15 protein-coding genes are annotated in these 23,898 nt (G+C 47.1%); 14 read left to right on the top strand and 1 reads right to left on the bottom strand.

All coding sequences use genetic code 11. The features are described from left to right. Window positions 1-115 precede the first annotated feature (115 nt). Genes QF049_RS08650 through QF049_RS08640 form a run of 3 tightly spaced genes read left to right on the top strand, consistent with a single transcriptional unit; the run spans window position 116 to window position 5,220 of the window. Window positions 116-1,795, top strand: a complete 1,680-nt coding sequence (locus tag QF049_RS08650; RefSeq protein WP_307536570.1) for an extracellular solute-binding protein — start codon at window positions 116-118, stop codon at window positions 1,793-1,795. 48 nt (window positions 1,796-1,843) lie between these two features. Then, window positions 1,844-3,610, top strand: coding sequence for a sensor histidine kinase (locus QF049_RS08645; RefSeq protein WP_373428339.1), 1,767 nt, complete (start codon window positions 1,844-1,846; stop codon window positions 3,608-3,610). Then, window positions 3,595-5,220 carry a response regulator gene (locus QF049_RS08640; RefSeq protein WP_307536566.1) on the top strand — a complete coding sequence of 542 codons (1,626 nt, stop codon included), beginning with the start codon at window positions 3,595-3,597 and terminating at the stop codon, window positions 5,218-5,220. Before QF049_RS08645 ends, QF049_RS08640 begins: the two co-directional genes overlap by 16 nt. A 124-nt stretch (window positions 5,221-5,344) precedes the next feature. Here QF049_RS08640 and QF049_RS08635 read toward each other — a convergent pair whose 3' ends face one another. Continuing rightward, window positions 5,345-6,112 (bottom strand): helix-turn-helix domain-containing protein, encoded by a 768-nt coding sequence (locus QF049_RS08635; RefSeq protein ID WP_047842955.1) that lies wholly within the window; start codon window positions 6,110-6,112, stop codon window positions 5,345-5,347. A 274-nt stretch (window positions 6,113-6,386) separates the two neighbouring features. On the opposite strand from QF049_RS08635, the gene QF049_RS08630 reads away from it, so the two are divergent. The 11 genes from QF049_RS08630 (at window position 6,387) to QF049_RS08580 (ending at window position 23,782) form a co-directional block, all read left to right on the top strand. Continuing rightward, entirely contained in the window at window positions 6,387-7,742 is a 1,356-nt protein-coding gene (locus QF049_RS08630; RefSeq protein ID WP_307536562.1) for an extracellular solute-binding protein, read from the top strand. A gap of 105 nt (window positions 7,743-7,847) precedes the next feature. Beyond that, window positions 7,848-10,745 carry an extracellular solute-binding protein gene (locus QF049_RS08625; protein WP_307536560.1) on the top strand — a complete coding sequence of 966 codons (2,898 nt, stop codon included), beginning with the start codon at window positions 7,848-7,850 and terminating at the stop codon, window positions 10,743-10,745. Window positions 10,746-10,764: 19 nt separating this feature from the next. After that, entirely contained in the window at window positions 10,765-11,721 is a 957-nt protein-coding gene (locus QF049_RS08620; protein WP_124114701.1) for a carbohydrate ABC transporter permease, read from the top strand. A gap of 2 nt (window positions 11,722-11,723) precedes the next feature. After that, a complete protein-coding gene (locus QF049_RS08615) occupies window positions 11,724-12,599 on the top strand; it encodes a carbohydrate ABC transporter permease (RefSeq protein WP_026081082.1) in 876 nt (291 codons plus the stop codon). 15 nt (window positions 12,600-12,614) lie between these two features. Next, window positions 12,615-14,078, top strand: a complete 1,464-nt coding sequence (locus QF049_RS08610; RefSeq protein WP_307536557.1) for an NHL repeat-containing protein — start codon at window positions 12,615-12,617, stop codon at window positions 14,076-14,078. Further along, the gene (locus QF049_RS08605) at window positions 14,062-14,697 is read left to right on the top strand and encodes a YIP1 family protein (protein ID WP_036670948.1); all 636 of its coding nucleotides are present in this window, start codon (window positions 14,062-14,064) and stop codon (window positions 14,695-14,697) included. Before QF049_RS08610 ends, QF049_RS08605 begins: the two co-directional genes overlap by 17 nt. Window positions 14,698-14,714: 17 nt before the next feature. Further along, entirely contained in the window at window positions 14,715-17,291 is a 2,577-nt protein-coding gene (locus QF049_RS08600; RefSeq protein WP_307536554.1) for a DUF5696 domain-containing protein, read from the top strand. A 53-nt stretch (window positions 17,292-17,344) separates the two neighbouring features. Continuing rightward, the gene (locus QF049_RS08595; RefSeq protein ID WP_289392559.1) at window positions 17,345-18,190 is read left to right on the top strand and encodes a carbohydrate ABC transporter permease; all 846 of its coding nucleotides are present in this window, start codon (window positions 17,345-17,347) and stop codon (window positions 18,188-18,190) included. A 17-nt stretch (window positions 18,191-18,207) separates the two neighbouring features. Beyond that, complete coding sequence (locus QF049_RS08590) at window positions 18,208-19,155, top strand: carbohydrate ABC transporter permease (RefSeq protein ID WP_105598719.1); 948 nt, start codon at window positions 18,208-18,210, stop codon at window positions 19,153-19,155. Window positions 19,156-19,357: 202 nt separating this feature from the next. Beyond that, window positions 19,358-21,136: an RICIN domain-containing protein gene (locus tag QF049_RS08585; protein ID WP_307536551.1), complete on the top strand. Its 1,779-nt coding sequence runs from the start codon at window positions 19,358-19,360 to the stop codon at window positions 21,134-21,136. Between the two features lie 294 nt (window positions 21,137-21,430). After that, complete coding sequence (locus QF049_RS08580; RefSeq protein ID WP_307536550.1) at window positions 21,431-23,782, top strand: helix-turn-helix domain-containing protein; 2,352 nt, start codon at window positions 21,431-21,433, stop codon at window positions 23,780-23,782. The last annotated feature ends 116 nt before the right edge of the window (window positions 23,783-23,898 follow it).

Genomic DNA, 23,898 nt, shown 5'->3' with positions numbered 1-23,898 from the left:
AAGCCGCCCAACGGCGGCTTTTCGTATTCAATGAGTACAAGTTGTTGTACAATGATATGGATTAAAGTTGACAGAGAGAAGAGAGTTGTTCAAACCGAACTGGGGGCATGTCGTCATGTATAAGAGATGTCTGGACATAACAAAATGGACCTTCATTCTGTTCCTTGCTGTATCCATACCAGCAGGTCATACCGAAGGTAATACCAAACAACATCATCCGCAGCAAGATGGGCAGCAGATTCAACTTCCCGCTACGTTTGAGAGGTATTCTCCTCCCATCGTGGTCTCTTTTGTCAGGGAAACTGGAGATGACCTTGAGCGCATGATTAGTCAGTTACCTGGTGAGACGATACGGGATAATCGCTGGACTCGTTTGTACGAGAAAGAGCTAGGTATTCAAATTCACTATGACTGGACTGCTAATGGAGATGTATACAATCAGAAGTTGGGTGTATCCCTCGCTGCAGGACGTTTTCCAGATGTGGTGAAAGTTAATCCATATCAACTTAGACAACTGAGCAACGCTGGAATGATCGAAGATTTAACTCATGTGTACCAAGAGTATGCTTCCCCACTTACAAAGAGTATATTGGAGGCGGAGGGAAGAGGCGCATTTGATGCGGCAACCATTGATGGCAAACTCATGGCTATTCCCGAATCATCTTCCTCCATTGAGACAGCGCAGTACCTGTGGATTAGAACCGATTGGTTGGAGCAACTGGGGCTACGGCCGCCTGAAACGATGGAAGAGCTTCTCCAGGTTTCGAAAGCGTTTACAGAGGAGGACCCCGACGGGAACGGAGAGCAGGATACGTACGGACTTGCGCTAACAAACCATCTATGGGATCCAGTTATGGGAGCTGCAGGGTTGATGTCCGGCTACGGTGCCTACCCTAATATATGGGTTAAAGATGCAGAAGGAAACCTCACTTATGGAGGTATACAGCCTGAAGTTCGGGAGGCTCTGAAAGTACTGCAAACGTTGTACCGTGAAGGCCAACTTGACCCGGATTTCGGTTATAAAAGTGGAAACAAGGCGTTTCGTCTAGTTCAAGATGGAAAAATAGGGATGCTTTACGGCGAACAGTGGACATCCTTTATGCTTCAGAGCACCCGTGATACAGATACAGATGTAGAATGGCAGGCATATCCCATTGTTGCCAAGTCGGACCGGAGTCTGTTCGTACCGCTACGTTCCAACACTGGGCAATACTTTGCTGTAAAAAAGGGCTTCTCTAATCCGGAAGTTGTTGTAAAGCTCATGAATCTGCATCTGGACATTAACTGGGGGGATCAGGCAGAGTATGAAACATACTACAATGACGACTCCCGAGCTGTGTGGATGCTTTCACCAGTAACTCCTTTTCCCGGTAATAAAAATATAGATGCATACAAACAAATTCGGGATGCCAGAAGTACAGGAGACTTCTCGGCTCTGCAGAATGAAGCTCTCGCCATTCACAAACGCATTGTGGCCTATGAATTGGAAGATGTAGAGAGCGGCTGGGGTTGGAAACAAACCTATGGGCCTTCGGGTGCTTTTAGCATTGCAGATTCTTACGAAAAGAACGGCCAACTTCTCTATGATCAATTCACGGGCGGAATTACGGACACGATGGTTGATCGACAAATTATTCTTCGGGATCTTCAGCTTGAAGCCTATATGAACATTATTCTAGGCAGGTCGATAGATGAGTTTGATCAATTCGTTGAGAACTGGCGCAAGCTGGGGGGAGATCAGATCACATCGGAGGTTAACGCGTGGTTTCGCACCAGCAAGCCAAAGGAGCGCTAATGTTCACTTTATTCTTACAAGGAACCCACTCAGCCCTTGGCATTGGAGGTGAATGTATTGATCAAGATCCCTGCTAAATCATGGTTTAACAGTATATTTGCGCGATTAATAATCACGTATCTGGTATTTGTACTCCCCCTTATTCTTCTTGGCGTGTATCTGTATCATTGGAGTTATGACAATGCAAGCCAGGAAATATCGTTGTCAACGGAAAGACGATTGAACCAATATGTGGTGGAATTGAACAGAGAGATAGAATGGATGGAATTACAGCAGTTTGATATCGTTGAGGATCGAAAACTCAATCGTCTCGCCATTCTCTGGGACATGATGGATCAGGTTGAGCGGCGTGATACATTAAATTACCTGACTGAACGACTCGCTTCATTCAAGAATAGCACTGCTTATATCAAAAACGTTCATGTACATATCCCTTCTGTTGGCAAGAGTATATCCGCGATCCAAGGCATCGACGATTTCGATAAAAGTTCATATCAGTATTTCAGTTCAGGCATGCAAGGAAAAGGTACACGTTTCACTGTGAAAGAGGACGCCTTGAACTTAAGTGCCGTCAGGCTGACAGGCACGAGAGGAGAACCCCCGCTTTTTGTCATTCAAGTGGAGCTAGATACATACCATTTTCAGAATGAACTCACACGGCTTAATTTGTACCCGGAGAGTTCAACTTTTCTGATTGAGGACAAAACGGGGCATGCCATCACAGATAAACATCAAGCTAGTATTATTCTCGCGAATTACCGTGAGCACAGTGTAAAGGGTACACTTGATGGCTTTCGGATGAAAGTCGAGGACACCATGTACCATGTTAGTCAGTTGCATATGGACTCCCTGGGCTTGTCCGTAGCTACATATCTACCTGAGGCAATTGTTACCAAGCCACTTAGCAAGTTCTATCATTGGGCTTGGCTGTTTGCAATTACATCATTTGTTGCCATCACGGCGTATCTCTATTCAAGTTACAAGTTGATTCATATCCCGTTACTGTTGTTGGTGAAAAGATTCAAAAAAATGGAGGGAGGCATGCTTGATGTCCCCATTGCGCATAACCGAAAGGATGAATTTGGCTTCCTCTACACCCGTTTCAATCTAATGATTGAAAATCTTCAATCCCTTATCGATCGAGATTTTAAGAAAACACTGATGATGCAGCGGGCCGAGTTGAAACAGCTTCAATCACAGATTAATCCTCATTTTCTGTACAATAGCTTCTTTATTCTGAATTCACTGGCAAGGACAGGAGAAACCGAACGTATTGAGCAATTCACGAACATGCTCGGAGAGTATTTCAGGTTCATTACCCGGAATGAAACAGATCATGTGAAGTTGAAAGTGGAAGTTGAGCATTCACGAATCTATACAGAGATTCAACAATTACGATTCTCCAGACGAATCAAAGTTGATTTTGGGTCACTACCTGTTGAGATGGAACATATTAAAGTTCCCAGACTCATCATTCAACCCATTATTGAGAATGCCTACGAACACAGCCTTGAAAAGAATACGGACTCCGGGCTTCTAATTATTGGGTTTAATATGGAAGGTTCATATGCCGAGATTACCGTAGAGGATAATGGAAGCGAATTGGATGAGCAACATATTGAAGCTCTTCAACAACGCTTGCATAAGGACGGAGGTACAGACGAAATGACCGCATTAATAAATATTCATCGACGTCTGGTCCTGACGTATGGAGAAGGAAGTGGCCTTTTCCTATCCAGAAGTGAACTACAAGGGTTAAAAGTCACAATTCGAATCCAGTGGAAAGAGGGAGAAAACGAATGTATCGACTTTTGATTGTAGATGACGAGGAGATTATTACAGATAGTCTCTATGAAACGTTCGCCAGACATATACCCGACCAGCTTGACGTATGTAAAGCTTACTCTGCAACAGAAGCATTGTCCTGGATGCAACGTTCGAGAATTGACATTGTTCTAACGGACATCCGCATGCCGGGCATGAGTGGCTTGGAACTGACAGAGCGGATTCAAGCCAGTTGGCCGAATTGTCGCGTCATTTTTCTGACAGGACATAGCGATTTTGATTATGCTTATCAAGCTTTTCAGATGGCGAATGTGCGTTACTTGCTCAAAACGGAAGGTTATGACAAGGTAATGTCAGTTGTAGAAGATGTGATGGAAGAGATCCGGCGAAGTCACAGCATGGTTGAGTTGTTGGAACATTCTCATAAAGTTAATTCGCAGCTTGCACTGATACAGCAAAAAGAGTATTTGCGGAAACTACTTCAAGACTGTACAGCAATTATAGATTCTACTATGGATATGCAGGACGAATTATCCAAACGAGATATAAAATTACAGATCAACTCGCCTGTTTATCTCATATTGGGTCGGTTCAATAATCTGCCAGAGAAGGGTTCGGACCTCACACAAGTTCAGGAATCTGTACGCATTATCGGCTCATCTCTGATGAATGAGCGTACAGTGTGCGCAAGTGTAACGGACCATTATGGGGATACGATCTGGCTGCTTCAGCCGAAGCAGGAGGAAGAGATGACTAATGATAAACTTGTGCGATTTCTAGAAGGTACACTTGAACTGGTGCAGGAAGCATGCATGGTCTCACTCGGCGTATCCATTGCTTTTTCATTAAGTAGTCGAAGCTGCAATTGGTCCGAGTTAACCAAACAATATGAACGTCTGAGATTACTCCAGTGGATGAAAATTGGGGATGGTGTATCCATGGTACTCACGGATCATCGCAATGATCTCTCATCTGATGTACCCAAAGAATCCATGCGGATCTCAAACCGGATCGAGATTATGTCAGGATATTTGGAAACGGGAAGAATTCAGCCATTTTACGATATATTTGAGGAGCTTGCAGGCGAACTGCTGCAACAGGAAATTACGATGGAACGTGCCATGGAGACATACTACAATCTGGCCTTATTATTGCATTCAACGATCAATCGCTGGGGTCTTCAACAGAAGATCCCGGATCAACGAAGCTTGCTGCACTTAGGGGAGTATACATGCATGAAGGATGCAGTACAATTTCTATATCGTGCTGCCGATGAATTAGTCCGCTACAAAAGATCAAATGAACAGGAACGCGCTAACGTTGTAATTCATTCCTTATGCAGTTACGTCAAGGAGAACCTGGAGAAAGATCTCTCTCTGGTGAGATTGGCAGAACTTCATCATTTTAATCCATCCTATCTGTCGCGATTCTTTAAGCAGGAAATGGGAATAAACGTGTCAGAGTTCATTGACGACTGCCGAATACGGAAAGCCAAAGAATTGCTTCAGAACACAAATCTTATGGTACGTGAGGTCGCACTTCAAGTGGGGTATGAGGCTGCACATTCGTTTACCCGACTTTTTAAGAAAATAACGGGAATGACTCCCCAAGAATACCGGGAATCCCTTTTGGTACGTTAATGGTGAATCCTTTGGAAGTGATCAAACCCAAACAACCACAAAAAAACGCAGGAAGAAGAATACATCCTGCGTTTTTTTGTGGTTATTATCTAATTGATAAACAAACCGATTGGGCAATCCACCTTTAGGCCGTGTGGATTTTTTGTCTTCTATAAGCATTGGGACTCGATCCGGCATACGCTTTGAACTTTTTATAGAACCAATCAATATCCTTATAGCCTACCTCAATAGCAATCTCATATATTCGCAGATTCGTGGAAGACAATAACTGCTGGGCCTTTTCCATACGTTGCTGGAGCATATAATCATTGAAAGACATCTTCTCTTCCAACTTGAACTTCTGTCCAAGGTACGCACAGTTAAAATGAAGCATGTCAGAGATCTTCTTCAGCGTGATTTCATCACTCAGATGATCCCGTACATAGGCCTTGACGATACGAATAACATGACTGGAGTGCATGGGTTTACCATTCATTTGAACGGGTGTTTTGAAGAACGACGACGTTTTGTGTGCCGGGTCGGTTTCAAGGTGGGATCTAAGTCCATGCAGACTGTTAAGTAAAGAAGAGGGACTAACAGGATACGGGAGATAATCATTTACCTGATACGTCAGGGCTTTGCGTACGAACCTGAAGTGATCTCTTCCACCCATAAGGAGGATAGGTATCTGACTTTTTTTTCGAATGTCGTTGCATAACCAGAGCCCCGCGGTATCAAACCTCTCTGTATGTACCATAACAAGGGAAAAGTCTCGTTCTGACAATGCGGTCAAAGCCTCGGCCGATGAGAACACACAATTTGCGATAGTATATTGAGCTTTGCTCCGTAGCAACATCTGTTGCAACTCTCCGCACAAACGACGGCTGAAATCCACAAGTAAAATATCATACATGAAGCAATACCTCACCTTCTGCTGAATTGTAGTGCGCTAGATTAACTGAAATTTGACTTAATTTCATTATGGTAATAAAAGAAAGCGCATACAATGTGCATATTTTTGTAGACAGTGCATTTCTTTACCAATTAAAACCTATAATGCAATTTACTTGAGCAAAATTACGCAAATCTATATTCAGCCCGGGTAAACATCTGTATTCTGGCAGGTTGTTTGCGCTTTCATTTGGACGATACACTGTGATAGCAAACGACAATCAGGGGGGAAGACGATGAGAAAAAACAAGTTCATGCTACTGAGCCTGGTATTTGCGGTCTTGTTGGTGATTGCTGCATGCAGTTCTGCACCTACCGCTCAACCCGAGCCGGAAAAGACAACACCACAGGAGGAACAAAAACCCGCGGAAACCGAGCCAAAGAATGAAAACTCCACGCCAGAAATGGACTTTGACATGGGCGGCAGAACCATCAAGGTTGTTGCTTGGTGGGACATGGAAATACAGGGGAACAACCCGGACAACATTCAACGCCTTGAGAATCTCGAAGCGCTGAAGAAAAAACACAACTTTAATATTGAATATGTTTCCATCGATTTCGGTGAATATCAGGAAAAAGTAGTTGCTTCCCTGATGGCCGGTGAACCGCTTGGCGATCTGGTGAGACTGGGCAAAAACTATGCCATCCCGGCATTGACCAAACAGGATCTGTTATGGCCGGTGGATGATTATATTAAAAACGACAAGGTATTCAACCAGAAAACAACCAAGGAATACATGCAGTATGAAGGCAAAGGTTACGGCTTTACCGAGGACCAGTCCTCGTTTATCAACGGGATTTTCTATAATCGTACACTCATGCAAGAGCTCGGCTTGAAGCCACTTCAGGAGTATGTGGATGCCGATGAATGGAACTGGGATACATTCCTCAGCGTTGCAAAGCAAGCGAACAAGGATCGAAACAATGATGGCAAGCTGGATACTTGGGGACTCGCTCAAACGGGCTTGCTGGAACCGATTCTGTATTCCAACGAGGCTTCTCTGACCAAAGATGATAAGCAGAACCTGGAAGATCCAAAAACGAAAGAAGCGTTGAACTTCCTGTCCAAACTGGCTACCGAGAAGGTCGGCAGAGCTTCTGAGGGCGGCGACTGGACAGAGCCATCCACGTTCTTCCGTCAAGGCAACACCTTGATGTATTCAGGTGCCATGTACGAAGTCGAAGGCATTATGACGGATATGCAGGACTACGATATTGGTTTTGTACCATTTCCAAAAGGTCCAAGTGCAACAGCGTATCACTCCGGTGAGTCGCGTTACCAAGCTATAACGATTCCTAAAGCGGTAGAGAATCCGGAACAACTGATGTACATCTGGGAGAAAATTAACGAGATCGATTCGATCTATGAGTATCCGGGACAATCCACACTGGAGACACATCTGACTGATGAAGCAGATATCAACAACGCCAGAGAGGTCGCGGAAGGTATGTTGGTTCTCGACCATAACACATTCCCGTCCTTGCCGTTCTGGGACTTTGATGGGGAGCTCAAAGAAGGGGTATCCGTATCTACGCTGATCGAGAAATACAAGGCTCCTTTCCAGGCAGCGATTGATGAGGTTTACAAATAAGTATTACGTTACACGGGCAGAACGCACCAGTGAAGGTGCGGTCTGTCCGGGTTAGTCAATCGTTCAGTTCTCTCAACGCTTACAGGAAAGGGGATACATTCAAACATGCGGTCACGTAAGAAAAAGGGACTAATCCTGGTGCTTGTCCTGGCCTTGGTGCTCTCCATATGGACACTATATCCATCGCGGGATCGTAATCCGGGAACGGTACATGCGCTTGAGGACTTTGAGGCGGTATCGGGAACCGAGGATTCATTCAGTTATGAGCATTATCTGACTGCTCATGACAATACGGCCAAACCGGGTGAAATTGTACGCATCGAAGGCGAATCTTATGTTCAGGCAGAGGATGGGGAATTTGAGGTTGTGCAAGGGTACGCCGGATTAGATGGAAATGCCGTAATTACGCCGGAAACTGGAACCATTCGTTGGGATGTTCCCGTTCAAGTGAGCGGTTTGTACAACATTCGCATTCACTATTATCCCGTAGAAGGCAAAAGCTCCGGGATCGAACGTAGGCTTGAGCTTAATGGTAAGGTCCCGTTCAGAGGGGCCGATATTCTTCTGTTTGACAGGGTATGGGGGAATCGCGAGGATAACGTCCGGCAGGACGATCGTGGCAACGAGCTTAGACCAAGACAAGTAGAACAGCCTGAATGGCAACTGACTTCCTTCAAGGACAGCGCAGGGTACTTCGAGGAACCGTTTCAGTTTTATTTTGAAAAAGGCAGTCAGAAGTTATCGCTCACTTCATTAAGAGAAAGCATGGCGATCGATTATATTGAGCTATATCAAGAAAGCGAAGTTCCTTCCTATGCAGAGCTGGAGCAGACCTATGCCTCACTCGGCTTGAAACAATCGGCTCCTGTCATGTTGAAAGTTCAGGGGGAGGAAGCTGTTAGCAAATCATCTCCTACACTGGCACCAATCTCGGACCGATCAAGTCCTTCACTCGAGCCTTATAATGTATCGAAAATTCGGATGAACGCCATCGGGGGCATTAACTGGAAACTGCCGGGCGAATGGATTGAATGGGAAATTGACGTGCCTGAAGACGGACTATATCAACTGGCGCTTAAGGTGAAGCAGGATCAATTGCGTGGCATCTATGCCACCCGCAGTCTGACGATTAACGGCGAAGTACCGTTTAAGGAAATGAAACGCATTCGATTTAATTACAGCCCGGCTTGGCAAACTCAGGTGTTGGGTTCGGGAGAGGATAAGCCATATCAGTTTCATCTTGAAAAAGGGAAACACCGAATCCGAATGACGGTTACACTTGGCGACATCGCTCCGCTGCTGCGGACCGTGGAATCCAGCGTGCTGGAACTGAATGAGATGTATCGCAAAATATTAATGATCACCTCCAACAGTCCGGACCCACTGCGGGATTACCAGCTGGAACGGCGTATTCCGGAGATGACGGAGGTGTTTGAACGACAAGCTGACACCTTGCGCTCCGTTGCAGATTACCTGGAAAAGGCCACGGGTGAGCAAAGTGACAAAGTGGCCGTACTTCACGCTATGGTATTGCAGCTTGAAGATATGGCGGCCAGACCAGAGACGGTTCCCAAACGGCTGGATACGTTCAAAATTAACGTAGGTGGTCTCGGCACATGGATTCTATCGGTACGTGAACAGCCGATTACGTTGGATTACCTTGTCGTATCTCCGCCGGGTGAATCGCTGCCAAAAGCGGAAGCAAGCACCGTCCAGCAGGTGAAGCACGAACTGGGCGCATATGTTGCCTCGTATACCGAAGATTACGACAGCATTGGCAACGTGGAACAAAAGAAGGATGCCATCACCGTATGGATCACGACCGGACGAGATCAGGCTCAAGTACTGAAAGGCATGATCGACGATTCGTTTACCCCCGATACGGATGTGTCCGTGCAGTTACGTCTCGTTCCGCCTAATATTTTGCTGCCCGCAACACTCTCGGGGGAAGGACCGGATGTAGCCATGCAGATGGGCGAAGACATTCCGGTGAACTATGCGATGAGGAATGCAACAGCGGATCTGAGCCAGTTCCCCGATTTCGAGGAAATTTCGGGCAGGTTCCGTGAAAGCGGATTGACGCCTTACCGCTATAACGACGGGGTATATGCCCTTCCGGAGCAACAGCATTTTCCAATGCTCTTTTACCGCAAAGATATTCTGAATGAACTGGGCCTCGAACCGCCGAAAACGTGGCAAGACGTATATAACGCCATCGCTGTGCTGCAGAAGCATAACATGGAGTTTTATCTGCCGATTGAGGATACGCTGAACAATGCCAACCTGGTTCCGAATTCAACGTTTGCGATGTTGTTATATCAGAATGACGGAACGTTCTACACCGAAGACCAGAAGAAAAGTGCACTGGATTCGGAGATTTCAATGGACGCGTTCAAACGCTGGACGCAATTTTATACCAATTACAAGTTTCCGCTCAAAGCCGACTTTCCGAACCGCTTCCGTACTGGGGAAATGCCGATCGGGATTGCTGATTACACCACGTATAACATGCTGACGGTTATGGCTCCGGAAATCCGCAATCTCTGGGACTTTACGATTGTTCCGGGTACACAGCTTCCGGATGGGTCCATACGGCATGAAGTGGCCAGCGCTACGAGCGCGGTGATGATGCTTGAAAATGCCGACAACAAGGAAGCGGCGTGGAAGTTCATGAAGTGGTGGACTGATGATCAGACCCAGATTGAATATGGGAGAGAAATGGAAGGCCTTATGGGAGCGGCTGCCCGTTACCCGACGGCCAATATCGAAGCCTTGAAGCAATTGCCTTGGCCTGTGAAGGATTATCAAAATCTAGAGAAACAATGGGAATGGGTACAGGGAATCCCACAGCTTCCTGGAGGTTATTTCACGGGACGACATCTGGACAACGCATTCCGCAAGGTGGTCAATGCTAATGAAAATCCGCGTGAAGCCTTATCGGACTATGTGTTGTACATTGATGATGAAATTGAGTTGAAACGCAAGGAATTTAATCTGAAATAGAGGAAAGGGAGGGTAACGGTTGCAAGCTAAAACTACCAAGACAGCCGCCGCTCCTGCCGTCCATACCCGCCAGGTCGGCTGGTGGTCCCTATTGAAGCGGGATCTGTATCTCAGCAGGCATTATTATGTATTGATGGCACCGTTTATGCTGATTTTTTTCATGTTTACTGTCATTCCGGTCGGCATTTCACTCGGGCTCAGCTTTTTTCACTTCAATATGCTGGAGCTGCCGCGATTTGTCGGCTGGCAGAACTATTCCCGGCTTTTCCTGAACGATGACGTATTTCTGATCGCGCTCAAAAACACGCTGCTTTTTGCCGTGATTACAGGCCCTATCAGTTATATTGCCTGCTTTTTGTTTGCGTGGATCATCAATGAGCTGTCTCCTAAAATTCGAGCGGTCATGACGCTGGTTTTCTATGCCCCATCCATATCGGGCAACGTCTTTTTCATCTGGCTGATCATCTTCTCGGGTGACAGCTACGGGTATATGAACGGCTTCCTAATGCGCCTTGGCGTCGTACTGGAACCGATCCAATGGCTCGCAGACGAGAAGTATGTACTGGCAATCGTCATTATTGTACAGCTGTGGCTGAGCCTGGGAACCAGCTTCCTGGCCTTTATTGCAGGACTGCAAACCATTGATCGTTCTCTGGTTGAAGCAGGAACCGTAGACGGGATCAAAAACCGCTGGCAGGAGCTCTGGTACATCACCTTGCCTTCGATGAGACCGCAGCTGATGTTTGGTGCGGTAATGCAGATTACTGCTTCCTTCGCCGTAGCTGAGATCTCCATCGCACTGGCAGGTTTCCCGAGTGTAAACTATGCGGCACACACAGTTGTCACGCATCTGATGGACTTCGGAACCATTCGTTTCGAGATGGGGTATGCCTCGGCCATCGCAACGGTTCTGTTTGCCCTGATGCTGGGTACAAACGTTTTCACGCAAAAAATGCTTAGAAAGATAGGTGAATGACGATGACCAGCAAAGTACGTGCCGTGTTTGGCATGCCAAAAAGGCTCAATCGGTCATTTACCGTCAGCCTGATGTTATTTGCATTGCTGGGCGTGTTCGGCTCCTTTATGGTGCTTCCGCTCATCTATGCTGTCAACAATGCATTCAAGCCGCTGGATGAGCTGTTTATTTTTCCGCCGCGCTTCTGGGTGAACAATCCGACAACGGAGAATTTTGCCGATCTGATCAACCTCATGGGCAATTCGTGGGTGCCGTTATCCCGCTATATTGCCAACACATTGCTCATTACGATACTTGGCACAGCGGGGCATATCCTTCTTGCATCTGCAGCGGCTTATCCGCTGGCGAAATATCGTTTTCCGGGTTCCAAAGTGTTGTTCACCATTGTCATTCTGTCCCTGATGTTCTCGCCGCATGTTACGGCGATTCCGAACTACATGGTCATGTCCTGGCTTGGCTGGATTAACACTCATGCGTCCATTATTGTGCCATCACTTGCGTTCTCGCTGGGACTTTTCCTGATGAAACAGTTCATGGAACAGATTCCCGATGCTTTGCTGGAGGCAGCCAAAATCGACGGAGCCAATGAATACCGGATATTCTGGAGCATCGTGATGCCTAATGTGAAGCCGGCATGGCTCACGCTCATGATCCTTCAGTTTCCAGCGTTATGGGGAACGGATGGCGGGAGTTTCATTTACAGTGAAAATCTCAAAACACTGCATTATGCGCTCAGTCAGATTGTGCAGGGAGGGATTGCAAGAGCCGGTGTAGGTGCGGCTGTTGCCTTGCTGCTGATGATCGTACCGATCACCCTGTTTATCATCTCTCAGAGCAGTGTTATGCAGACGATGGCCACTTCGGGCATGAAAGAATAGAAAGGAGGCAGCGAGGTGCGGAGAAGCACATGGAAAAAACGTAAATCGATCATCATGGGCATGATCTGCCTCCTGTTGTTCGTTCAAGAGGCGCCCTACGTGAGTGCAGACGGTAAAACGGATGCGTATCATTATTCATTCTGGGGTGACGCAGTTCCGGCACCGGCGGCATATGAGGCAACAACCATTATCACCGGCAAGAAGCTGAACACAACTCCTATGAAAGAGCCTAGCGACATGCATGTTACCGCCAATCAGCACGTCTTTGTGCTCGATTCGGGTAACGGCCGCATCATTGAGATGGATCGCAACTTCAAGTTGGTACGGACCATTGATTCATTTGAGCAGGAAGGCAAGGAAGATCATTTTAAAAATCCACAGGGATTGTACGTCACGGAAAAAGGTCATCTGCTGGTCGCTGATTCGGATAATCACCGGGTGGTGCATCTGGATGAACAGGGGAAGCTGGTCAAGATCGTGTCTGAACCAAAATCGGATCTGTTAAAAGCAGACTTCCAGTTCAAACCGATGCGCATTGTTATGGACAAAGGGGAGCGTATCTACGTCATGGCCGAAGGCGTATTTGATGGATTCATGGAGTTCAGCGCCGACGGTACATTCTCTTCCTTCATTGGAGCGAACAGAGTTCAGGTGGACCCGGTGGAGTATCTGTGGAAACGGTTTGCAACACGGGAGCAGCGCAGTCAGATGGTGATGTTCACTCCAACGGAATTTACCAATCTGGATATGGATGAAGAGGGCTTTATCTACGCCACTAGCGGGGATCGCGGTAAAGATCCGGTCAAGAAGCTGAATGCCCAGGGTACAGACATTTTGCGAAGAGAAGGCTATCAGACTCCGCAGGGTGATTTGCTGTATACCCAGGAAGCAGGACCATCCCGCCTGATTGATGTGGATGTGGGTGACAGTGACATGTATTCCGTACTGGATTCCAGCAAGGGCCGAATCTTCACCTACAATGGAGACGGATACCTGCTCCATATTTATGGCGGCATTGGTAACCGATTGGGCCAGTTTAATACACCTGTTGCTCTGGAACGTGCGGGAGACCGGATGTTAGTTCTGGATAAAGCGCTGGGTGAAATCACCGTCTTTCAAACAACTGAATACGGACGTACGCTCCACGAAGCGGTGCGCAGCTATTATAACGGTGATGAAGATCAATCTTCGGTGCTGTTTGCCCAAGCTGCCGAGATGAACGCTAACTTGGAATACGCGTATGCGGGAATTGGCAAAGCACTGCTTCGTCAGAAGGAATACGCCGAGTCTGCGAAATATTTCAAGCGTAGCATGGAGCCCAAAGGGTATTCCAAAGCTTTTCTTTTGTACCGCAAAGAGCTGATGCGTGAGCATTTTTCATGGATGATGTCCGGTATATTCCTGGCTGTCGCTGCGATTGTCACCGTCATCATCGTTCGCAGGCAGAAAAGGAGGACTAAGAATGCAGGCATCAAGTAAGCAACTATACCAGTACCCGCTGCATCTGATTTTTCATCCGTTTGACGGATACTGGGAATTGAAGTATGAACGGAACCAGAGAAACTCACTGCTGATTGCTTTCATGATCCTGGTGCTTCTGGTCATCACCAAAATTTTGCATGCCCAGTACAGCGGTTTTCTCATTAATCTCAGTAATCCAAAGTACCTGAACAGTCTGCTCGAAATGTTATATGTCATTATACCGGTACTGTTTTGGTGTGTGGCTAACTGGTCGTTAACCACATTGATGGACGGGGAAGGCAAGTTCTCCGAAATTTTCATGTCAACGTGTTTTGCACTGGTACCGTTGTTACTCATTCATTTCCCATGGATCTGGCTGAGTCTTGTGATCTCTGCGCAGGAAACTGCCTTTTATTATTTCTCCAATGCACTCGCCGTTGCATGGACGGTATATCTGTTATTTGTGGGGAATATGACGGTTCATCAGTACACACCAGCCAAAACGGTGCTCACCATGCTACTGACACTTGTAGCGATGGCGTTTATGGCATTTCTGTGCCTGTTATTCTTTAGTCTTGTACAGCAGATTGTATCGTTTGTCGTAACCATCTATCAGGAATTAGTGCTTCGGGGCTAAGGGAGGAGGAAATTGTTATGAATTATACCGTAGCCAAAAAAATAACAGGAATGCTGCTCGCGGGTAGTCTGCTTCTTGGCGGTTGTCAATTCTCGCCAACACCGCTCGCTCACGAGACAGTGACTGCCGCAGATCCGACGGACTTTCCCTCCCTGCCTCCCGGAGAGAAACTGAAATCATCTTTCAGCGATGTCCGCCTTCCCGGCATGGTAGGCATTGCGCAGAATGCTGCGCTGCAGTTGTTCATTAACGAAGAGACTGCTGAGATTGCCGTGATTCACACGCAGAGCGGCCAGATCTGGCGCAGCAATCCTGCAGATCGTGAGCAGGATGGGGTTGCAGCCGGGATAAACAAAGACCTTTTGTCATCACAAACGAAGCTCAGCTTCTTCAACAGCCTCGGACAGAGCAGCACCGTGAATTCCTTCACGGATAGTGTTGCACACAAGCAGATAAGCTATGAGGTGCTGCCAAGCGGCGTGCGGGTCCACTACCAGTTTGGAAGCACTGAGCGATCCATAGAAGACTTGCCGATGAAGATCAGCAAGGAGCGATTTGAACAAAAGCTGCTTGCACAGCTAGACAAGGCCGGGCAGCGGGCCTTGAAGGTCGGCTATGCGGAAGACAAGGATGAAGGCGCTTACGTCCGGATTGATAAGGCGATGCAAGGATTGCAATTGTCCCGGGCTTTGAAGGCTTTTGACACAGCCGGTTACACATCGGAGGATCTGGCTCAGGATCATGCCGAGTTCGGCATTGAAGAGGAACGAAGTGGACCACGACTATTTATGCTTACGATGGAATATGAGCTGGATGGAGAGGATCTGCTCGTGCGTGTTCCGTCCTCAGGCATTCATTTTCCGGAGGAATATCCGATCAACAGCATATCTGTAATGGATTACTTCGGGGCCGGGGGTTTAGAAGAAGAGGGCTCCATACTGGTGCCGGACGGTTCGGGAGCGCTGATCCATTTTAACAATGGCAAGCTGCAGTATCCTGCCTATCAACAAGATATATACGGACCGGATATGACCATGAAACTGCGGGAAGCAAGTTCGAATGAAGCCAGAGCCAGGTTGCCGGTATTTGGACTGATTCGGAAAGAGGGGGCTTTCCTGGGCATTATTGAACAAGGGGATGCCGTCGCAGTTGTGAATGCCGATATCAGCGGTAAGCTGAACAGTTACAACAACGTATATCCCAGCTTCTATGTAGTGAACAAGAGCGATGTGACGCTTCAGGCAAGTGATATGGTTCGTACACTTCCGAAATTCCAGAAGAAACCGACCGCGTCTGATTTCGTCGTTCGATATGCTTTTGTCGGGGCGGATAAGGCCTCGTACTCGGGGCTTGCATCTCTCTATCGGGATTATCTGATGCAAAACGGCGGACTTCCCGAGTTGAACGCCAGCAAGGAGCAAAGTAACGTTCCCTTTTATCTTCAACTGTTCGGCGGCATGACAACAAGGCAGCATATGCTGGGCATACCGTATGATTCAACGGAGGCTTTGACCACGTTTGATGAAGCCAAAAACATTCTCTCCGCCTTGACGGAGAAGAAGGTATCCAATATTCAGGTGCGCTATGCGGGATGGCTTAACGGCGGGCTTCATCATCGACTGCCGGATTCCATTCAAGTAGACGGCGCGGTAGGCGGAAAAAAGGGATTGCGGGAATTCAGCGCATACACCCAAGAAGCGGGCATCGGTTTCTATCCCGATATCGCTCTGCTGAATGTGCAATCCAAAAAAGGGTTTAAACCGTCCAAAGAAGCTTCACGCACATTAACTCAGGAACCGGCGGTCTTGTATCCGATGAACCAGGCCATACAGCGGCGGGACCGGGATCGTTCACCATCCTATGTGCTATCGCCCAACTTGCTGGAGGACGTGACGGCAGACATGTTAGATGAGCTCAGGTCCCTTCAAAAGGATGGACTGTCGCTGAGCCTGAATGATCTGGCAGCTCAGTTAAACAGCGATATGAATCCGAAAAAGCTGGTGGACCGAACACAAGCGCTTGGCTCCGTGAAGAAGGCACTTGAACAGATCGGACAGCAGGCTGGCTCGCTTGTTGCTGAAGGCGGGAACGCTTATGCCCTGCCGTATGTAACTGGTCTGACAGATGCGCCAATGACCAGCAGTCGTTTCAAGCTGGAGGATGAAGAGATTCCGTTCTATCAGCTCATTGTACACGGCAGCATCGGTTATACGGGGACGCCATACAATCTCTCCACATATACCAATGCAAGGCAATATGTGCTGAAGTTGATTGAATATGGAGCCAGTCCTTACTTTGCATGGTTTAATGCGCCAAACCATGTTGTGAAAGAAACGGATTATGATGATCTCTACGCGGCGAATTATGAACAATGGATCGATCTGGCTGCCGAGATCTACAACGAGGTGAACCAGGTGAACCAGCCGTTTGCCGGACGTTCTATGATATCTCATGAATCCCTGGAGGAGGGCGTCTTCCGGACAACATATGAAGGTGGCGGGTTCGTAATCGTCAATTATAACGACTTCCCTGTAGAAGTTGACAACGATACAGTGGAAGCCCAAAGCTATGTGACTGGTGGTGAGCAGCTCTGAAGACGCTCCTGAAATGGAAATGGGGAAGTCGTACGTATGCTCAGCAGAAAGCCATGTGGGGCGTAATCTACGTGCTTCCCTGGCTCATTGGTTTTGTGTTGTTTTTCTTCATTCCGCTGTTAGCCTCTCTGCGATACAGCATGAGTACAATTCAGGCTAACGCGGAAGGCATAGCGATTCAGTTTAACGGTGTTGCCAATTACATTCAGGCGCTGACCGTCAATACAAGCTTTAACCGTGCGTTAATTGAGGCGATCACAGACGTACTCATCAACGTACCGCTTATCGTTATATTCAGTCTGTTCCTTGCCGTCATCCTGAATCAGAAGTTCAGGGGCCGGGCTGTAGCGCGGTCGATCTTTTTCCTGCCCGTTATTCTCGCATCGGGAGTGATTATGACACTGGAGAGCACCAGCCTGATTGAAGCGGTTAATCAGAGCAGCACAGGTGGAAGCTCACTCGGGACATTTGAACTCGAAAATCTGATGGTTAACGCCGGAGTGAGCGATTGGATCGTCACGTATCTGAGCAGCGCCGTAGATCGGATCTATCAGATCGTCAGTCAATCCGGTGTACAAATTTTGATTTTTTTGGCAGGGATCCAGACGATTTCCCCTCAACTGTATGAGGCTTCGAAGATGGAAGGGGCGACGGGTTATGAAGCCTTCTGGAAAATTACGTTCCCGATGGTCAGCCCGCTTATTTTTGTCAATGCGATCTATACAATCATTGATTCGTTTGCCAATAACGCCATGACGGAACTGATCCGGGATACCGGCTTCGTCAAATTTGACTTTGGATTAAGTTCTGCCATGGCATGGGTCTACTTTCTGGCCATTGCCATCATTCTGGTTATCGTATCCATCATTTTCTCGAAGCGAGTCTTCTATCAAGATTAGAAAGGAGGGTGTCCCACTTGACAACATCACGATTATTATCGCTGGAGCATTGGAAAGGCTGGCTGTGGGCCATGATCCGATTCGTTCTGATTACCGGGCTTTCCTTCGTTATTCTGTTTCCCATATTTCAGAAGGTTTCCACATCCATCAAAGCTAAAGGTGATCTGTATTCGGCAGTGGTGGTGTGGATTCCACAGAACTTCTCCATCGACAATTTCAAAGAGGCGATACGCGTAATGGATTACTGGGCAACGCTGTTTAATACGTTTGCCCTGTCTGCAACGACTACACTGCTGACTACAGCATCCTGTGCACTTGCAGGATACGGATTCGCCAGACTGAAATTCAGGGGAAGCAACTGGCTGTTTGCTGGTGTAATTCTGACGATTCTTGTACCGCCAACGACCATTCTCATTCCGGTATATTTGAATCTGAAAAGCTTTGACCTGATGGGGCTTATGACGCTTATAGCCGGCAAACCTGTTAATTTGCTTAACACCTATTGGCCGTTTATTCTTACGGCGATTACGGCCAATTCACTTAAGGCCGGCTTGTACATCTTTATCTTCCGGCAATTCTTCAGGGGTATTCCGAAGGAAGTGGAGGAGGCGGCCTATGTGGACGGCGCGGGCATCGGACGAACATTTTCAAGAATCATGCTGCCCAATGCCATTCCGTCCATGGTAACAGTCATGCTGTTTTCCTTCGTATGGCAGTGGAACGACAGCTTCTATACGACGACTTATCTGACTTCAAGTAAAGTCATGTCGACTCAGTTATCGTCCCTTCCGTATAATCTGGCCCAGCAGGTTACTGACGGTGCAGCTTCCCAGGCCGATCCGTTCTATCTGAGTATGATCCAGGATACAGGAATTCTTCTTGCCATTCTGCCTTTGATCGTCATCTATTTGTTTGTGCAACGATATTTCGTAGAGAGTGTAGAGCGTACGGGAATCGTCGGTTAAGTTAAGTTCTTCTGTACGTTTGGAGTGGGATCAGACTGGAAGAGGGAGGAGGAACTTCATGCAACATTCTATCTGTGAAAAGGGGGCATGTAACGATCTCATGAACGTCTGCTCACAGCAGAACCGCGATCCTTCCCTGCGCAGGATCCCCCTGCTGGTGTGGAACGGGCTACGGGAGCGGGCGCCGACCTGAGCGATCTGTTTGATCAGAGATACTCTGACGCAGCTTACCCGCAATATTGCAAGGCAATATATCAGATCAGGAGGAATTAAAGTGAAGAAGTTCATGACATCTTGTAAACTTGTACTCATTCTGGCTTTATTAATTACAATTGCTCCATGGGGAGGCAGCCGCGCCGAAGCATGGGTGGGTATGCCGATGGGCAAGCTTCACGTAAACGGCAAAAACCTGGTGAACAGCAACAACCAGCCTGTGCTTCTGAACGGTTGGCATCAACCCTCAGGTGCCTACTGGACATATCAGGACAGCAATTATTATCTCAACCTGCACGGTAATAACCGTCATGCAGCTACACTGGCTTATCTGAAAGACATTACTGATACATTTGCGGACACCAGCGCGAAATACGGAAGCAATCATGGCTGGAATATGAATCAGGTACGTCTGTTCATCGATCGTCAGGACATGGGAGATGTGGCTGCTGGTACATATAACTTTGCCGGTGTGCAGACCGTTACGCAAAATGTAATTATTCCGTACATTCAATATGCCAAAACAAAAGGTGTCTATGTTGTCCTGGGACTGGACTTCACATTGAAGGATGATCAGGCAACAACACCTGCCAACCTGCAAAAATTCAACGAAATCTGGGGTTATCTCGCTTCACGCCCGGAGATCAAAAGTGCAGACAACGTTCACTTCGAACTGATCAACGAACCGGTGAAATCCTATGCCAATGGACATTGGGGTGGATACAACGGGGAAAATGACTTTGTGGATCACTGGAATGACTTGCGTAATTTCCAAAATTCCATGATTTCAACAATTCGCAGCAAAGGTGCGGACAATGTCATCTGGGCGGCAGGTCTGGGATACAACCAATTTTACAGCTTGACGGCAAGCCACCCATTGACTGATCCGCTCAATAACTATGGATATGCGGTTCACTGGTACCCTGGTTATGGCGCATATGACAACTTCTCTATCCTGCAAGACCAGTGGAATACCAACGTGAAGGCAGCAGCTGACAAATATCCGATTAACATTACCGAGGTAACCTGGTTCAAAAACAAACCTGGCGATTCGGCCTATTGGAACTTGTTTAATGGCAGCAATGAAGGGTTTGGCACCAATACCAAAACGATTTTCAACGCAGCAGGCAATGTCAGCATTGCAGCTCATATGAACGGATTCATTCTGGAGCCGGGCCAACGCAGTTCTTTTGCTGACCCAACGGCTGGACTGAAATGGGATGGAGATGCTTCACGGAGTGCCATGGGACGATTCCTGTTCAACTGGTACCATGAACGTGCCCAGACTTATCCGGGCAGTGGACAAGGTGGCGGACCGACAACGGGTCTTGTATCCGGTGCAACTTATAAAATCGTAGCCCGGCATTCCAACAAAGTTGTTGATGTTCCTGGTGGTCAAAATGAAAATAATCTTCAGCTCCAGCAGTGGAGCGATCTGGGCGGTAACCCCCAGAAGTGGGTTCTGACTTCGATCGGTAACGGCAACTATACACTGACAAGTGTGAACTCGCCGGACAAAGTCATCGACATTCGCAACGGTACCCTCACCAATGGGGAAGCGGTTCAACTCATGAGCAATCTGAACACAACCGCTCAGCATTTTAAGGTCAACGATCTTGGTAACGGTTACTGGAGTATCATTAACGTGAACAGCAATAAAGCGATTGAAGTGGCAAACGCTTCCACTTCGGACGGAGCCAAGCTGCAGCAGAACACCTACACAGGTGCTACAAACCAACAATGGAAATTTGTTGCCGTTAGCAATTAATAAGGACAATGTTAAACAAAAACCTCCCCAAGTCATTCCATGTCTTGGCGAGGTTTTTTGCGTTTATTTTTAATACTTTGGGAATGAGACCATGCGAAGGTAAAATACAACTATATTTGTGCGTCAACCCGCAGAGTGACAATTATTTTCATGCAAGCATTGTACGCTGCAGTATGTAAATGTACCATAAGGAAGAAGTTGTACCTTCACCAGGAAGAAATGCCCGGTGTATCATTGAACAGCTACCTTATCACAGAGAAATGTAAGCGCTTGATAAAAAAAGGGAGGGTACATATGCAGCTCCTATGGTCCAAATTTTCACCCGTGTTCCGCCGATTCCTCATTTCGTATCTTGTCATTCTAATGATTCCTCAAATTGCGGGATATGCCTCTTACCGAGCTTCCATTGAAGCAGCCCGTTCCAGCTCCATTGAGAACAGTTTGAAGTCGCTGAGTCTTGGCAAAGAGATCATTGAGCGAAATCTTCTTCAAGTCGAAGCTTTTACCAGACAGCTTGCCGTCAATCCCGATTTGCAAAATTTAATTGCTGGCCCAAAGCCGCATGATCTCTACAATGTCTACGGTATGAACCGCATGCAGCGGAGCCTCTCCATGTACAGCAGTACCAATGATTACTTGTCTCATTTCTTCATTCACATTCCGAACTACAATGCCATCATCACACCAAGAACTGTGTATTATCGTCCAGAGCATTATTATGCTGCCAATCAGCTGGACGGTATGTCGTTTGAACAATGGCATGACCAAATTCTCAAACAACCACACTTTAATGAAATCATACCGCTTCGAAACTATAAACGTGAAATACTGGGCACTGTGCTTGCAGACGTTCCCGCCATTACGTTTCTGCAATCTCTGCCTTTGAACAGCTTCAACAAACCGCAAGCGACGATTGGTGTCATGATTGATCAGGATCAGATGGCCAGCCTTACTCAAAATATTGTGGATCAATATGGCGGCTGGACTCTCGTCACCGATGCGGAAGGGCAGATCATTTTCTCCCTTGGCATTGAACAGGCTGAGGCTGAGCAAATGGCACAGAATCATCGGAGAGACGGTAACACCGGGGAAACGGAGTTGAACGTGCAGAATGTACAGCCTGGAAGTGATGGTCGGCTGCTGATATCGATACAGTCCAGTCAAAATGGATGGAATTACATGGCAGGGATTCCGGAGAAAGCACTCATGACAAAAGCGGACCAAATCAAACAAGTCACGCTGGTCTTTACTTTGGCAACCATTGCCTTGGGACTGTTATTCGGGCTGGTTCTGGCCTATCGGAATAGTGCACCCGTTTACAGATTGTTGGCCTCTTTTCGGGAACAAATCACCGAGTCTCCAGGCAGACGGGGCAATGAATATGATTTTTTGGCAAGCCATATTAACAATCTGATTGCTAATAATGACTCACTTAAAAACGCCATGAATGAGCAGATTCCGTTATTGAGAGACGGTTTTATCAAACGTTTGTTAACCGGAGAAGTCTATACCTCACTTGAGTTGGAGGTTATCTCATCCCAGGCGCACATTTCTCTTCATAGCAGTAAGGGCTTGGCAGGCTTAGTGAAGGTAAACGGATATGCCAATCCGGACAGTGAAGAAACTATCCATGAACTGGGTGTTGCAAGGCTGCTTATCAAACAAGTACTTACAGAATGGAATGCACAGCTGCTGATCACGGATTGGGGAACAGACCAGATCGCTTTTGCCTGTCCATTGGATGAGAACTCACTGAATGAAGCTATGGGGAGATGTGAAAAAGAGCTGAACACCTTGATGGAAGTGATCTACCAGGAGCATCGGATATCCACAACAATTGGCACAGGTGCAGCTTACGAGGTCTGGAATGATGCGGGTCGCTCCTTTGACGAAGCCAAACAAGCTCTGGATTATGCCATTCATATGGGAACAGATCATCTGGTGAGATTTGAAGATACGATGAAGGAAAATGAAATGTACTATTATCCGATTGAGTCTGAACAGCGCCTGCTGAACACGATCAAAGTCGGTGAGCCTGAAGAGGCGATACGCATTCTGGAGCAATTGTTTCTTCGTAATTTAGAGGAGCGGGAACTGTCCTACGAGATGACGCAGCAGTTCATCATGGAGCTAAAGGGAACTTTTCTGAAGCTGGACGAACCAAAATTCAAGCTGGATGCCTCCCTGCTTGAGGAATATAAATCTCGAGTGACATCCATTCAGATGACAGAAACGATTACTTCGCTGCGTGCAAAATTCAAACAGTTAACAGAAGACATCTGTGGTGATTTCCAGAGAAGAAGAGCAGGAGCACATGCGGATACTGTAAACGAAATGATTTGTTTTATCCAACATAATTATGGGGATGCAAACTTGACGATCTATCGGATTGCCGAGCACATGAGCAAGTCCGAGAAGTTTATATCCCAACTGTTCAAAGAACATACAGGAGTGAATCTTTCCGATTATGTAGAACGGGTACGCATTGATGCTGCCTCGAACTTGTTGCACTCTACCGGTCAGACCATTGACGAAATAGCGGAGGCCACCGGGTATAATAGTGCACATTCATTCCGCCGAGCTTTCAAGCGGGTACGCGGCATTTCTCCGAGTGTGTTTCGGAAAATGGACGTTCATAGCAGTTAATGTAGGCTGTTTCTCGGGAAACTATATTCGCTTTTTGTACTTTCTCAGCGTAATTGTACCTTTACGCATCCCCAGCGCAATCTTATGATTACTCAAAAAGTAAGCGCTACCAAGTC

Source organism: Paenibacillus sp. W4I10 (assembly GCF_030816325.1).
GTDB lineage: Bacteria > Bacillota > Bacilli > Paenibacillales > Paenibacillaceae > Paenibacillus > Paenibacillus amylolyticus_B.
The sequence above is the reverse complement of the archived record's forward strand: the minus strand, read 5'-3'. Positions and strand labels throughout refer to the sequence as shown.

Coding starts and splice junctions, on each gene's coding strand:
- QF049_RS08650 (WP_307536570.1), top strand. CDS start 116: ATGTATAAGAGATGTCTGGACATAACAAAATGGACCTTCATTCTGTTC.
- QF049_RS08640 (WP_307536566.1), top strand. CDS start 3,595: ATGTATCGACTTTTGATTGTAGATGACGAGGAGATTATTACAGATAGT.
- QF049_RS08635 (WP_047842955.1), bottom strand. CDS start 6,112: ATGTATGATATTTTACTTGTGGATTTCAGCCGTCGTTTGTGCGGAGAG.
- QF049_RS08630 (WP_307536562.1), top strand. CDS start 6,387: ATGAGAAAAAACAAGTTCATGCTACTGAGCCTGGTATTTGCGGTCTTG.
- QF049_RS08625 (WP_307536560.1), top strand. CDS start 7,848: ATGCGGTCACGTAAGAAAAAGGGACTAATCCTGGTGCTTGTCCTGGCC.
- QF049_RS08615 (WP_026081082.1), top strand. CDS start 11,724: ATGACCAGCAAAGTACGTGCCGTGTTTGGCATGCCAAAAAGGCTCAAT.
- QF049_RS08605 (WP_036670948.1), top strand. CDS start 14,062: ATGCAGGCATCAAGTAAGCAACTATACCAGTACCCGCTGCATCTGATT.
- QF049_RS08600 (WP_307536554.1), top strand. CDS start 14,715: ATGAATTATACCGTAGCCAAAAAAATAACAGGAATGCTGCTCGCGGGT.
- QF049_RS08595 (WP_289392559.1), top strand. CDS start 17,345: ATGTGGGGCGTAATCTACGTGCTTCCCTGGCTCATTGGTTTTGTGTTG.
- QF049_RS08580 (WP_307536550.1), top strand. CDS start 21,431: ATGCAGCTCCTATGGTCCAAATTTTCACCCGTGTTCCGCCGATTCCTC.